Origin of the sequence: Streptomyces sp. D2-8, from assembly GCF_023184515.1 — a bacterium.
Taxonomy (GTDB): domain Bacteria; phylum Actinomycetota; class Actinomycetes; order Streptomycetales; family Streptomycetaceae; genus Streptomyces.
Window position 1 is genome coordinate 99,649 of sequence record NZ_JAAHBP010000009.1, and the last position, 12,949, is coordinate 112,597.

The following is a 12,949-nucleotide window of genomic DNA, read 5'->3' on the forward strand; positions in this document are numbered from 1 at the left end:
ACTTATCTTCTGACCGCATTCATGGCCGAATTCACGAACTGCGTTCGAAATGACGGACAGAGGGCTCGTACCCACCACCTGATCCCCCGGAGAACTCCCTTGAGACGTAGAGCCGTACGGCTGCTCCTGGCCGCCCTCGTCGCCCTCGCGACCTGTCTGGCGGGCGCGCCCGCGCGGGCCGCCGTGCCCGACTCCCCCGCCGTCACCTACACCAACCCGATCGCGGAGCGGCGGGCCGACCCGCACATCTTCAAACACACCGACGGCTTCTACTACTTCACCGCGACCGTCCCCGAGTACGACCGCATCGTGCTGCGCCGGGCGACCACCATCCAGGGCCTGAAGACGGCACCCGAGACCACGATCTGGACCAAGCACACCAGCGGTGTGATGGGCGCTCACATCTGGGCGCCGGAGATCCACTTCATCGACGGCAAGTGGTACGTGTACTTCGCCGCCGGCGCCACCCACGACGTGTGGGCGATCCGGATGTACGTCCTGGAGGGCACCGGCACCAATCCGCTCACCGCTTCCTGGACGGAGAAGGGCCAGATCAGGACCCAGTGGGAGAGCTTCTCGCTCGACGCCACGACGTTCGTCGTGGGCGGCGTGCGCTACCTGGCCTGGGCTCAGCGCGACCCGTCCGTGAACAACAACACCGACCTCTACCTCGCGAAGATGGCCAACCCCTGGACGATCACCGGCACTCCGGTGATGCTGTCGCGGCCCACCCACTCCTGGGAGACCGTCGGCTACAAGGTCAACGAGGGCCCGGCCGTGATCCAGCGCGGCGGCAAGGTCTTCATGACGTACTCCGCGAGCGCCACCGACGCCAACTACTGCCTGGGCATGCTCACCGCGTCCGCGAGCGCGAACCTGCTCAGCCGGGCGTCCTGGAGCAAGAGCCCCACCCCGGTGTTCGCGAGCAGCGCCGCGACCAGCCAGTACGGCCCGGGCCACAACTCGTTCACGGTCTCCGAGGACGGCAGGAGCGACGTCCTCGTCTACCACGACCGCAGCTACAAGGACATCAGCGGCGACCCCCTCGACGACCCCAACCGCCGCACCCGCGTGCAGAAGGTGTACTGGAACGCCGACGGCACGCCCGACTTCGGCATCCCCGTGGCCGACGGGGTCACCCCGCAGCGCTTCTCCTCGTACAACTTCCCGGACCGGTTCGTCCGGCACTACGACTACCGGGCCCGGATCGAGGCGAACGTCACCAAGCTCGCCGACTCGCAGTTCCGCGTCGTGCCGGGCCTCGCCGGCAGCGGCACGGTCTCGCTGGAATCGGCCAACTTCCCCGGCTACTACCTGCGGCACGAGAACTTCGAGGTGTGGCTGCGCAAGAACGACGGCAGTGCGCAGTTCGCGTCCGACGCGACCTTCCGGCAGCGCGCCGGACTTGCGGACCCGGCGGGTGTGTCGTACGAGTCCCATAACTACCCGGGGCGATACGTCCGCCACTGGGAGTACCTGCTGAACGTGCAGGCGGTGAGCACCGCCACCGACCGGGCGGACGCGACCTTCTACACCCAGTGACGGGCACGGTAAATGCGCGTAATGCCCTGAATGTCTTCCCGATGGACGGGCACTCAGGGCATGTGCACACACAACAGGGCAAACGACCGCGCAGGGTGCTGCTCACCGGCTGGTTCAGCTTCCGGGACAGTGAGGCGACCGCCGGGGACGTGCTGGCCCTGCGCCGGGTGGAGGACGTGCTGCGGGGGACGGGCATCCCCTACGACGTCGCCTGGAGTCCCCGCTTCCGTCCGGAGGCGCTGCATCTGGACCGGCTGTGGCCCGAGGACTACACCCACCTGGTCTTCGTGTCCGGCCCGCTGCACGGGCCGCAGGTAGAGGGGCTGCACCGGAGGTTCGCGCACTGCGTGCGGATCGCCGTCGGCACCTCGGTGATCGACCCCGCGAGCGCGGCCGTGACCGGCTTCGACCGGGTGCTGCCCCGGGACGGGCCGGACAGCGAGCCGGTGGAGGACCTCGCGGCCCGCGCCCCTGACGTGCCGGCACGGCCCGTCGTCGGGGTGATCCTCGCCCACGGACAGCACGAGTACGGGCAGCTGCGGCGGCACGGACAGGTCGCCGAGGAGGTGACCCGCTGGCTGACCGCGAAGGACTGCGGCAGGCTGGAACTGGAGACCCGGCTGGACACGCACGACTGGCATCTGAGCGCGACACCGGCGCAGCTGCAGTCCGTGCTGGCCCGGCTGGACCTCGTCGTCACCGACCGGCTGCACGGGCTGGTGATCGCGCTGCGGGTCGGCACGCCGGTGCTGGCCGTCGACCCGGTCGCGGGCGGCGCCAAGCTGACCGCGCAGGCCCGTGCCTGCGGCTGGCCCGCGCTGGTGCCCGCCGAGCGGCTGGACGTGCGGCAGTTGGACCGCTGGTGGGACTGGTGCCTGACCGGCGGCCGGGTGACCGCGCGGCAGATCCGCGACGGGTTCCGCGAAGGCACCGTGCCGGACAGCGCGGACCGGCTCGTGGAGGCGCTGGCACGGCCGGTGCCCGGTTAGCGCGGGCGCACCACGGGGCACCCGCTTGTACGTCCCCCCGCTGTACTTCCCCCGCCGCACGTCCCCCCGGGAGGAGAGACGGTCCGGCCGCCCGGAAGGAGAGAGCGTGTCCCTCGGCCGACTTCCCGAGAACGAGCAGCGCATCCTCGACGAGATGGAACGCGCCCTGCGCCGTGACCGTCGCCTCGACCGCAAGCTGCGCACGCACCGAGTGAGCCGTCGCCCCGGCCTCGGCCGCATCCTGGCCCGTCTGGCGTCCTACCGCCCCCGGGTCTGGACCGTGGCGGTCCTGGTCGCGGTGTCGGCCGGGCTGATGGTGGCCGGCATCGTCACATCCGATCCGGGGGTGATCTGGGCGTTCGCCGCGATATGGCCCCTGACGATGTTCGCCGCGTTCCGGCTGACGCACCGGTGGTGCGGGAGCTGACCACGACCCCTCCCGCTACGGCCGCGGGGCGCCGGGCGGTTCGCCGACGGCGGGGTCGGCCGTGAACGCCTCCTGGATAGGGCGTTCGTCGGCGAGGACACGGCCCTTCGGCGGTCCGTCCAGCACCGCGCGGACGGCGGTGAGGAGATCCGGGGCGACGTGGTCGGCCTCGGTGGTCTCCTCGGGGCGGGTCCGCCCGTTCGGGACGAGGATGCCGTGGGCTCCCGCCCGGCGCGCGGCCTCGGCGTCGGCGCCCAGGCCGCCGATGACGACGAGCTCGGTGGGCCTGGTGCAGATCCGCCCGGCCGCCCACAGCAGCATCCCGGGCTGCGGCTTGCGGCAGTGGCAGCCGTCGTCGGGGCCGTGCGGGCAGACGGCGAACACGTCGAAGGGGCCGAGGAGTTCGTCTATGCGGTGGTTGACGCGGCGGACGTCGGCGTCGGTGAGCAGTCCGCGGGCGACACCGGGCTGGTCGGTGACGACGCCGGTGCGGATGCCGTGCCGGCGCAGCAGGGCGAGCGCCTCGCGGGCGCCCTCGACCGGGCGTACGCGGTCGGGGTCGGCGTTGTTCGGGACGTCCTCGACGAGCGTGCCGTCGCGGTCGAACAGCACGGTCTTCACCGGGCTCACGGGGTGGCCTCCTCCTGCCAGGCGGGGGTGTGGCGGTGGCGCCAGGCACCTGCCAGCCGGTGCCAGGTCGCGGTGGGCGGGATGAGCACGCTGGTCGCCAGCACCGTCGTCACCTCGTGGCGGGTGCGCGGGCCGGGGACGATGCGGGCGCGGGCGAACTCCGCCGTGCCGGCCGCCCAGCCGAGCGCGCAGGCCGTAGCGGCCCGGCCGTGCCCGGTGGCGGCGAGGGCGCAGGCGGCGACCCCGGCGGTCGTGATGGCCGCGTGGGTGCGGATCCGGTCGCGCGGTGCGACGGCCTTGGCCCACCAGTCGGGGCCGTGCAGATGCCGCATGAGGGCGTCGTCGGCGTTGCCGCGCTGCTGGCGCACGGACGCCCATCGGGAGGCGGAGCGCACGGGGTGGCGGGTGGTGCGGCAGCCCTGCCGGATGCGCCAGCCCGAGTCGAGGACGCGCAGCGCGAGGTCGGCGTCCTCGCGGAAGGCGCGCTGGAAGCGTTCGTCGAAGCCGCCGACCTCCTCGAGGACCTCCGTGCGGTAGGCCATGTCGGCGGTGACCCAGTGGGCCCGGACGAGTCCCGCGGTGCCGCGTTCCCAGTCGGTGGGGCGGCGTTCGCCGGGCAGGGGCACGGCCAGGACGCCCTTGACGCCCGCGGTGTCGTGGGACGCCTCGGCGAGGTCCTCGGCCAGCTGGTCGCACCAGCGGGCCCCCACCTGGACGTCGTCGTCGAGGAACACGGTCCACGGGGTGTGCACGGCGCGCAGCCCGGTGTTGCGGGCGGCGGCGGGCCCACGACCGCCGCCGCCCAGCACGGTGGTCCGCTCCCGCAGGTCGCCGAGGACGCTCAACGGGTGGTGCAGCGGCCCGGGTTCGGGCTCGGTCCGGTCGTCGACGAGGACGATCTCCTCGGGGCGCGGCCCGGTCGCGGCGGCGAGCGCGGCGAGACAGTCGGCGAGGGTGTCCGGGACGAGGGTGGGGATCACGACGGCGTACGAGGTCATGCGGGCGGCCCTCCCTCCGGCGGCGTGCGCGGACTACCGTGCTGGCGAGTGCCGCGGTACGGCTTCCTCAAACACCAGGTCAGGCCGTCAGGGCAGGCCTCGGCGACTGTACATCGCGCGTATACACGCGATGTACAGTCCCGGCATGCCTTCTCCGACCAAGAAGATGAAGAAAACGGGGACCACGTTCCGAACGGCCGGGACGCTCGCGGCGACCGCCGCCCTCACCCTCGCCCTGAGCGGCTGCACGGGGGCCGACACCACGGCCCCCAGCGCCGTCCGGGCCCGCCCGGCCACGGACGTGCAGGCGGTCCGCTTCGGCACCGTCGACTGCCGCGAGGCCAAGTGCATCGCACTCACCTTCGACGCCGGACCGAGCGAGAACTCCGCGCGGCTGCTGGACATCCTGAAGGAGAAACAGGTCCCCGCGACCTTCTTCCTCCTCGGCGAGCGGCACATCGAGAAGTACCCGGAGCTGGTGCGGCGCATGGCCGACGAGGGCCACGAGGTGGCCAGCCACACCTGGGACCACAAGATCCTGACCCGGCTCAGACCCGAGGAGATACGCGAGGAACTGGAGCGCCCCAACGAGGAGATAGAACGCCTCACCGGCCGGCGCCCGACCCTGATGCGCCCGCCGCAGGGCCGCACCGACGACACCGTGCACGCCATCTGCCGCGAACTGGGCCTCGCCGAGGTGCTGTGGAGCGTCACGGCCAAGGATTACCGGACGACCGACTCCGACTTGATCACCCGCCGCGTCCTCGCCCAGTCCTCCCGGGACGGGATCATCCTCCTCCACGACATCTACGACGGCACGGTGCCGGCGGTACCGGGGATCATCGACGCGCTGAAGGAACGCGGCTACGTCTTCGTGACGGTGCCTCAACTCCTGGCACCGGGAAAGGCGGAGCCGGGGAAGGTGTACCGGTAGTCCCCACCCCCGCGCCCCGCCGCGCCCCGCACCGGCTCCTCGGCAGCCGACCAGCGCAGCCCTACGATCGTGCCGTGGCGAACATCCTGCTCAACCGCACGGTCCCGCTCTCCCTCGACGAGGCGTGGCGGCGCATCACACAGTGGCCGCGGCACGGTGAGGCGGTGCCGTTGACGGTGGTCAGGGTGGTGCCGCCCGGGCCGACGCGCGAGGGCACCGTCGTCGTGGCCCGCTCGGGCGCAGGGCCGCTGGGCTTCGACGACCCGATGGAGGTCACGGTGTGGCAGCCGCCGGAGGGCGGGGCTGCGGGGTTGTGCCGGCTGGAGAAGCGGGGCCGTGTGGTGCTGGGGTGGGCCGAACTCGAAGTGCGGCCGGGGCCGGGGGGCCGTACGCGGGTGATCTGGCGGGAGGAGATCCGGGTCCGGTTCCTGCCGTCGCTCTTCGACGGCGTGGTGCGGCGCTCCTCGCGGTACGTGTTCGGGCGGGCCCTGAACCGCCTGCTCAGACAGCCCTGACGCACCGGCCGCCGACACGCGTTCCCGGCAGGGCCTCAGGGGTCCTTTCACTATGCCCGCCCGGGTCGCGTGGTCTGGCACCGCACCTCGCCGCGTTGCCAAAAGGCCCTGGTAGCTCCGCTACGAGGACCTTCCGGCGCCTTGCGATGCACGGCACCAGACCACGCGACCTGATCGGACGCTCATAGCGAAAGGACCCCTCAGGCCACCGACCCGATCCGCCCCACGGATCGCGACTCCGGCTCGTGGTGGATCGGCGTGTGCGCCCCGGTCAGCGAGCGGCCGCTGCCGCCACGCCGGCCGGCGACGATCTCCGACGCGATCGACAGGGCCGTCTCCTCGGGCGTACGGGCCCCGAGGTCCAGGCCGATCGGCGAGTGGAGCCGGCTCAACTCCAGGTCGGTGACGCCGACTTCCCGCAGGCGCGCGGTGCGGTCCAGGTGGGTGCGCCGGGAGCCCATGGCGCCGACGTACGCCACCGGAAGGCGCAGCGCCCGCTTCAGCAGGGGCACGTCGAACTTGGCGTCGTGGGTCAGCACGCACAGGACCGTGCGGGCGTCGACGTCGGTGCGCTCGAGGTAGCGGTGGGGCCACTCGACGACGATCTCGTCGGCCTCCGGGAAGCGCGTCCGGGTCGCGAAGACGGGGCGCGCGTCGCACACGGTGACGTGGTAGCCGAGGAATTTGCCCATGCGGACCAGGGCGGCGGCGAAGTCGATCGCGCCGAACACGATCATGCGGGGTGCGGGGACCGAGGACTCGACGAGGACCGTGAGGGGCGCTCCGCAGCGGGAGCCCTGCTCGCCGATCTCCAGGGTGCCGGTGCGGCCGGCGTCCAGGAAGGCGCCGGCCTCGGCGGCGACCGTACGGTCCAGTTCCGGATGGGCGCCGAAGCCGCCCTCGCGGGAGCCGTCGGGCCGGACGACCAGGGCCCGGCCCGTCAGTTCGTCCGGGCCCGAGACGATCCGCGCCACCGCCGCCGCCTCCCCTCGGGCGGCGGCGGCGAGCGCGGCCCTGACCACTGGGCGGACCGGATCGGCGGCCCGTACCGGGGTGACCAGGATGTCGATGTCGCCGCCGCAGGTCAGGCCCACGGCGAAGGCGTCGTCGTCGCTGTATCCGAAGCGCTCCAGGACGGTTTCGCCGTCCCGCAGCGCCTGCTCGCACAGTTCGTAGACCGCTCCCTCCACGCAGCCGCCGGAGACCGAGCCGATCGCCGTGCCCTCGGTGTCCACCGCGAGCGCGGCGCCGGGCCGGCGGGGCGCGCTGCCGCCGACGGCCACCACGGTGGCGACGGCGAAGTCACGGCCCTGCTCGACCCACCGGTTCAGCTCCTCGGCGATGTCCAGCATCTGTCTCGGTCTCCTTAAGGCTGCGGCGACAAGGCTGCGACGGGGCGTCAGTGGACGCCCAGCCAGCTCTCGATCGGGTTGAGGGCGAAGTAGACGAGGAACACCGCCGTGAGGACCCACATGAAGGCGCCGATCTCGCGCACCTTGCCCTGGGCGGTCTTGATGGCGGCGTAGGAGATGACGCCCGCGGCGACACCGGTGGTGATGGTGTACGTGAACGGCATCAGCACGACCGTGAGGAACACCGGGACGGCGGTGGCCCGGTCGGCCCAGTCCACGTGCCGGGCGTTCATCAGCATCATGGCGCCGATGACGACGAGGGCGGCGGACGCGACCTCCGACGGCACGATCGCCGTGAGCGGGGTGAAGAACAGGCAGGCCGCGAAGAACGCGCCCGTGACCACGGAGGCCAGGCCGGTGCGGGCGCCCTCGCCGACACCCGTGGCCGACTCGATGAACACCGTCTGGCCGGAGCCGCCGGACACGCCTCCGATCGCGCCGCCGGCCCCGTCGATGAACAGCGCCTTGGACAGACCCGGCATCCGGCCCTTGTCGTCGGCGAGCTTGGCCTCGGTACCGACGCCGATGATGGTGGCCATCGCGTCGAAGAACCCGGCGAGCACCAGCGTGAAGACGATCATGCCGACCGTCATCGCGCCGACCTCGCCCCAGCCGCCGAACCGCACGTCCCCGAAGAGCGAGAAGTCGGGCATGGAGACGGCGCTGCCGTGCAGTTCGGGTGCGCCGCCCGCCCACTGCTTGGGGTCGACGACGCCGGCGGCGTTCAGGACCGCCGCGACGACCGTGCCGCTGACGATGCCGATGAGGATGGCGCCCGGGATGTTCCGGGCCTGGAGCATGAAGATCAGCAGCAGGGTCCCGGCGAAGAGCAGAACGGGCCAGCCGGCCAGTTCGCCCGCGGGGCCGAGGGTGACCGGGGTGGCCTCGCCCTGGTGCACGAAACCGGACTTGTAGAAACCGATGAGGGCGATGAACAGGCCGATGCCCATGGTGATGCCGTGCTTGAGCGCGAGCGGGATCGCGTTCATGATCATCTCGCGGAGGCCGGTGACGACCAGCAGCATGATGACCACGCCGTACATCACGCACATGCCCATCGCCTGCGGCCAGGTCATCTCGGGCGCGACCTGGGAGGCGAGGACTCCGGAGACGGAGAGGCCGGCGGCGAGGGCCAGGGGCACCTTGCCGACGAAGCCCATCAGCAGGGTGGTGACGGCCGCCGCGAACGCGGTGGCCGTGATCAGGGCCGGCTGGGCGAGCGTGGCCCCGGCCGCGTCCTTGCCGGACAGGATCAGGGGGTTGAGCAGGAGGATGTACGCCATCGCCATGAAGGTCGTGATGCCGCCGCGCACTTCACGGGCGACGCTGGACCCTCTGTGGGATATGTGGAAGTACCGGTCGAGCCAGGACCGTCCGGCCGGGACGCGGGTGCCTTCACCCGCGTCGTCGGCTGTGGTCCTCGGCTCTGTTGACTGCTGGGTCATGGGTGCCGTCTCCCAAGTTTCAAAGGGGGTTGGGATGTTCACGACCCGGGGGACGGCCCGAGACGAACAAGGGACCTGGGGGGACGAAGCCCCCCAGGGGATCGCGACTGCTCAGCCCTCGGGGAGCTGGGTACCCGTCAGGTGCTCGGGCCTCACCGGGGTCCGGTTCAGCTCGAGCCCGGTCGCGTTCCGGATCGCCGCGAGGACGGCCGGGGTCGACGACAGGGTGGGTGCCTCGCCGATGCCGCGCAGCCCGTACGGGGCGTGCTCGTCGGCGAGTTCGAGCACGTCGACGGGAATGGTCGGCGTGTCGAGGATGGTCGGGATCAGGTAGTCGGTGAAGGAGGGGTTCTTGACCTTCGCCGTCTTCGGGTCGACGACGATCTCCTCCATGACCGCCACGCCCAGGCCCTGCGTGGTGCCGCCCTGGATCTGGCCGAGCACCGACAGCGGGTTGAGCGCCTTGCCGACGTCCTGGGCGCAGGCCAGTTCGATGACCTTGACCAGGCCCAGTTCGGTGTCGACCTCGACGACGGCGCGGTGCGCGGCGAAGGAGTACTGGACGTGCCCGTTGCCCTGGCCGGTGCGCAGGTCGAAGGCCTCGGTCGGCCGGTGCCGCCACTCCGCCTCGACCTCCACGGCCTCGTCCTCCAGGACGTCGGCCAGGTCGCCGAGGACCTCGCCGCCGTCGGTGACGACCTTGCCGCCCTCCAGGAGCAGTTCGGCGGTGGCCCAGGCGGGGTGGTAGGAGCCGAACTTGCGGCGCCCGATCTCCAGGACCTTCTCGCGGACCAGCTCGCAGGAGTTCTTCACCGCGCCGCCGGTGACGTACGTCTGCCGGGAGGCCGACGTCGAACCGGCGCTGCCCACCTGGGTGTCGGCCGGGTGGATGGTCACCTGCGCGACGCCCAGCTCGGTGCGGGCGATCTGCGCGTGGACGGTGACGCCGCCCTGGCCGACCTCCGCCATGGCGGTGTGCACGGTCGCGACGGGCTCGCCGCCGACGACCTCCATGCGCACCTTGGCGGTGGAGTAGTCGTCGAAGCCCTCGGAGAAGCCCACGTTCTTGATGCCGACCGCGTAGCCGATTCCGCGTACGACGCCTTCGCCGTGCGTGGTGTTGGACAGGCCGCCGGGCAGCTGCCGTACGTCGGCGCCCTCGCTGGACTCCCACTGGCGCTCCGGCGGCATCGGCATCGCCTTGACGCGGCGCAGCAGTTCGGCGACGGGGGCCGGGGAGTCGACGGGCTGCCCGGTCGGCAGGAGCGTGCCCTGCTCCATGGCGTTGAGCCGGCGGAACTCCACCGGGTCCATGCCGAGCTTCGCGGCGAGCTTGTCCATCTGCGCCTCGTAGGCGAAGCACGCCTGCACCGCTCCGAAACCGCGCATCGCGCCGCAGGGCGGGTTGTTGGTGTAGAGGGCGATGGCCTCGATGTCCACGTCCTCGACCACGTACGGGCCGACGGACAGGGAGGAGGCGTTGCCGACGACCGCCGGGGAGGCGGAGGCGTAGGCGCCGCCGTCCAGGACGATCCGGCACTTCATGTGGGTGAGCTTGCCGTCCTTGGTGGCCCCGTGCTCGTAGTGGAGCTTCGCGGGGTGGCGGTGGACGTGCCCGAAGAAGGACTCGAAGCGGTTGTAGACGATCTTGACGGGCTTGCCCGTGCGCAGGGCCAGCAGGCAGGCGTGGATCTGCATCGACAGGTCCTCGCGACCGCCGAACGCGCCGCCGACGCCGGACAGTGTCATCCGCACCTTGTCCTCGGGCAGGCCGAGCACGGGCGCGATCTGGCGCAGGTCGCTGTGCAGCCACTGGGTGGCGATGTAGAGGTGGACACCGCCGTCCTCCTCCGGCACGGCGAGGCCGGACTCGGGGCCGAGGAAGGCCTGGTCCTGCATGCCGAAGGTGTAATCGCCCTCGACGATGACGTCGGCGCGCTCACGGGCGGCGGCGACGTCACCGCGGATGATCGGCTGGCGGTGCACGATGTTGGGGTGCGGGACGTGGCCGGCGTGGTGGTCGTCGCGGTCTTCGTGGACGAGGATCGCGTCGGGAGCGGTGGCGGAGGCCTCGTCGGTGATGACGGGCAGCTCGCGGTAGTCGACCTTGATCTTCGCGGCGGCCCGGCGGGCGGTCTCCGGGTGGTCGGCGGCGACGATGGCGACCGGCTCGCCGTGGTGGCGGACCTTGCCGTGGGCGAGGACCGGGGTGTCCTGGATCTCCAGCCCGTAGTTCTTCACGTCGGTGGGCAGGTCGTCGTAGGTCAGCACGGCGTAGACGCCCGGCGTGGCCAGTGCCTCGCTCGTGTCGATGGACACGATCTCGGCGTGGGCGACGGTCGAGCGGAGGATCTGCCCCCACAGCATGTCCTCGTGCCACATGTCGGACGAGTAGGCGAACTCGCCGGTGACCTTGAGGGTCCCGTCGGGGCGCAGCGTGCTCTCGCCGATGCCGCCCTTGGTCTGGGACCCCTGGGTGATCTTGGTCGGGGTTCCGTTCGGGGAAGACACGATCAGACCGCCTCTCCCTGCCGGGCGGCCGCGAGGCGGACCGCGTCCATGATCTTCTCGTAGCCGGTGCAGCGGCACAGGTTGCCCGACAGGGCCTCGCGGATGTCCGCGTCGGTCGGGGTCGGGTTGCGCTCCAGCATCTCGTCGGCGGCGACCAGCAGACCGGGGGTGCAGAAACCGCACTGGACGGCGCCGGCGTCGATGAACGCCTGCTGGATCGGCGAGAGCTCGGTGCCCTCGCCGGTGTGCGAGTCGCTGCCCTTGGCCTCCCACTGTTGGGCGTTCTGCAGCGTCGTACCGCAGGCGCCGGTCGCGCAGCCGCCCTCGGCGCGCTGCTTGGCGAAGTCGGCGAGCCCCTCGACGGTGACGACCTCGCGGCCCTCCACCTGTCCGGCGGCGACCAGGCACGAGCACACCGGCACCCCGTCCAGACGGACCGTGCACGAGCCGCACTCACCCTGCTCGCAGGCGTTCTTCGAACCCGGCAGGCCGAGCCGCTCCCTCAGCACGTACAGCAGGGACTCGCCCTCCCACACGTCGTCGGCTTCCTGCGGACGGCCGTTGACCGTGAAGTTGACGCGCATCACGCAGCTCCCTCGGTGAGGCGGCGGGTGCCGCGGTAGGACTCCCAGGTCCAGGTCAGCGTGCGGCGGGCCATGACGCCGACCGCGTGGCGGCGGTAGCTCGCGGTGCCCCGGACGTCGTCGATCGGGTTGCAGGCGGCGGAGCACAGGTCCGCGAACTGCTTGGCGACCGACGGGGTGATGATCTTGCCGTTGTCCCAGAAGCCGCCCTCCTCCAGCGCGGCGTTCAGGAACTCCTCGGCGGCCTTGGCCCGAACGGGTGTCGGCGCGGCCGAGCCGATGCCCGTCCGCACGGTCCGGGTCCGCGGGTGCAGGGCCAGCCCGAAGGCGCACACGGCGATGACCATGGCGTTGCGGGTGCCGACCTTGGAGAACTGCTGGGGCCCGTCGGCCTTCTTCACATGCACGGCGCGGATCAGCTCGTCGGCCGCCAGCGCGTTGCGCTTCACGCCCGTGTAGAACTCGTCGATCGGGATCCGGCGTGAGCCGCGCACCGACTCGACCTCCACCTCGGCGCCCGCGGCGAGCAGCGCGGGGTGGGCGTCGCCGGCCGGGGAGGCGGTGCCGAGGTTGCCGCCGACGCCGCCGCGGTTGCGGATCTGCGGGGAGGCGACCGTGTGCGAGGCGAGGGCCAGACCCGGCAGCTCGGCGCGCAGGTTCTCCATGATCTTCGTGTACGGCACGGAGGCACCGACCCGTACGCTCTCCTCGCCGACCTCCCACTCGGAGAGGTCGCCGATGCGGTTCAGGTCCAAGAGGTACTCGGGCCGGCGGTGGTCGAAGTTGATCTCGACCATCACGTCGGTGCCACCCGCAATCGGCACAGCTGCGGGGTGCTCGGCTTTCGCGGCGAGCGCCTCCTCCCAGCTGGCGGGGCGAAGGAAGTCCATGACCGGCTCTCTTCTTCGTCTTCTCGTGGGGCGTTCAGATTGAGCCAATCCGTGTGCGGCGGTCCCGGCTCG

12 protein-coding genes are annotated in these 12,949 nt (G+C 71.7%); 5 read left to right on the plus strand and 7 right to left on the minus strand.

Annotation, left to right across the window (positions count from 1 at the left end; all coding sequences use genetic code 11):
• The first annotated feature begins 99 nt into the window (after window positions 1-99).
• The 3 genes from G3I77_RS18485 (at window position 100) to G3I77_RS18495 (ending at window position 2,958) form a co-directional block, all read left to right on the plus strand.
• Window positions 100-1,542, plus strand: coding sequence for a family 43 glycosylhydrolase (locus G3I77_RS18485; protein WP_248505135.1), 1,443 nt, complete (start codon window positions 100-102; stop codon window positions 1,540-1,542).
• Window positions 1,543-1,583: 41 nt separating this feature from the next.
• Window positions 1,584-2,531: a polysaccharide pyruvyl transferase family protein gene (locus G3I77_RS18490; RefSeq protein ID WP_248505136.1), complete on the plus strand. Its 948-nt coding sequence runs from the start codon at window positions 1,584-1,586 to the stop codon at window positions 2,529-2,531.
• A 106-nt stretch (window positions 2,532-2,637) separates the two neighbouring features.
• On the plus strand, window positions 2,638-2,958 hold the full coding sequence (locus tag G3I77_RS18495) for a DUF3040 domain-containing protein (protein WP_248505137.1): 321 nt from the start codon (window positions 2,638-2,640) through the stop codon (window positions 2,956-2,958).
• A gap of 15 nt (window positions 2,959-2,973) precedes the next feature.
• Here G3I77_RS18495 and G3I77_RS18500 read toward each other — a convergent pair whose 3' ends face one another.
• Both G3I77_RS18500 and G3I77_RS18505 read right to left on the minus strand, forming a co-directional pair.
• Window positions 2,974-3,588 carry an HAD-IIIA family hydrolase gene (locus tag G3I77_RS18500; protein ID WP_248505138.1) on the minus strand — a complete coding sequence of 205 codons (615 nt, stop codon included), beginning with the start codon at window positions 3,586-3,588 and terminating at the stop codon, window positions 2,974-2,976.
• Complete coding sequence (locus G3I77_RS18505; protein ID WP_248505139.1) at window positions 3,585-4,586, minus strand: glycosyltransferase; 1,002 nt, start codon at window positions 4,584-4,586, stop codon at window positions 3,585-3,587. The genes G3I77_RS18500 and G3I77_RS18505 overlap by 4 nt, the downstream gene beginning before the upstream one ends.
• 166 nt (window positions 4,587-4,752) lie before the next feature.
• Here G3I77_RS18505 and G3I77_RS18510 point away from each other — a divergent pair, with 166 nt between their 5' ends.
• Both G3I77_RS18510 and G3I77_RS18515 read left to right on the plus strand, forming a co-directional pair.
• Window positions 4,753-5,520, plus strand: a complete 768-nt coding sequence (locus G3I77_RS18510) for a polysaccharide deacetylase family protein (RefSeq protein WP_248505597.1) — start codon at window positions 4,753-4,755, stop codon at window positions 5,518-5,520.
• Between the two features lie 74 nt (window positions 5,521-5,594).
• The gene (locus G3I77_RS18515) at window positions 5,595-6,035 is read left to right on the plus strand and encodes an SRPBCC family protein (protein WP_248505140.1); all 441 of its coding nucleotides are present in this window, start codon (window positions 5,595-5,597) and stop codon (window positions 6,033-6,035) included.
• Between the two features lie 200 nt (window positions 6,036-6,235).
• Here the strand turns inward: G3I77_RS18515 and G3I77_RS18520 are convergent, their stop codons facing one another.
• The 5 genes from G3I77_RS18520 to G3I77_RS18540 all read right to left on the minus strand — a co-directional run bounded on the left by G3I77_RS18520 (window position 6,236) and on the right by G3I77_RS18540 (window position 12,877).
• Window positions 6,236-7,387 (minus strand): XdhC/CoxI family protein, encoded by a 1,152-nt coding sequence (locus tag G3I77_RS18520; RefSeq protein ID WP_248505141.1) that lies wholly within the window; start codon window positions 7,385-7,387, stop codon window positions 6,236-6,238.
• A gap of 47 nt (window positions 7,388-7,434) precedes the next feature.
• Window positions 7,435-8,892 (minus strand): NCS2 family permease, encoded by a 1,458-nt coding sequence (locus tag G3I77_RS18525; protein ID WP_248505142.1) that lies wholly within the window; start codon window positions 8,890-8,892, stop codon window positions 7,435-7,437.
• Between the two features lie 111 nt (window positions 8,893-9,003).
• Window positions 9,004-11,403, minus strand: coding sequence for a molybdopterin cofactor-binding domain-containing protein (locus G3I77_RS18530; protein ID WP_248505144.1), 2,400 nt, complete (start codon window positions 11,401-11,403; stop codon window positions 9,004-9,006).
• Between the two features lie 2 nt (window positions 11,404-11,405).
• A complete protein-coding gene (locus tag G3I77_RS18535; protein WP_248505146.1) occupies window positions 11,406-11,987 on the minus strand; it encodes a (2Fe-2S)-binding protein in 582 nt (193 codons plus the stop codon).
• Window positions 11,987-12,877, minus strand: coding sequence for a xanthine dehydrogenase family protein subunit M (locus tag G3I77_RS18540; RefSeq protein WP_248505148.1), 891 nt, complete (start codon window positions 12,875-12,877; stop codon window positions 11,987-11,989). Before G3I77_RS18540 ends, G3I77_RS18535 begins: the two co-directional genes overlap by 1 nt.
• Window positions 12,878-12,949 lie beyond the last annotated feature (72 nt).

Coding starts and splice junctions, on each gene's coding strand:
- G3I77_RS18490 (WP_248505136.1), top strand. CDS start 1,584: ATGGACGGGCACTCAGGGCATGTGCACACACAACAGGGCAAACGACCG.
- G3I77_RS18505 (WP_248505139.1), bottom strand. CDS start 4,586: ATGACCTCGTACGCCGTCGTGATCCCCACCCTCGTCCCGGACACCCTC.
- G3I77_RS18510 (WP_248505597.1), top strand. CDS start 4,753: ATGAAGAAAACGGGGACCACGTTCCGAACGGCCGGGACGCTCGCGGCG.
- G3I77_RS18520 (WP_248505141.1), bottom strand. CDS start 7,387: ATGCTGGACATCGCCGAGGAGCTGAACCGGTGGGTCGAGCAGGGCCGT.
- G3I77_RS18525 (WP_248505142.1), bottom strand. CDS start 8,892: ATGACCCAGCAGTCAACAGAGCCGAGGACCACAGCCGACGACGCGGGT.
- G3I77_RS18535 (WP_248505146.1), bottom strand. CDS start 11,987: ATGCGCGTCAACTTCACGGTCAACGGCCGTCCGCAGGAAGCCGACGAC.
- G3I77_RS18540 (WP_248505148.1), bottom strand. CDS start 12,877: ATGGACTTCCTTCGCCCCGCCAGCTGGGAGGAGGCGCTCGCCGCGAAA.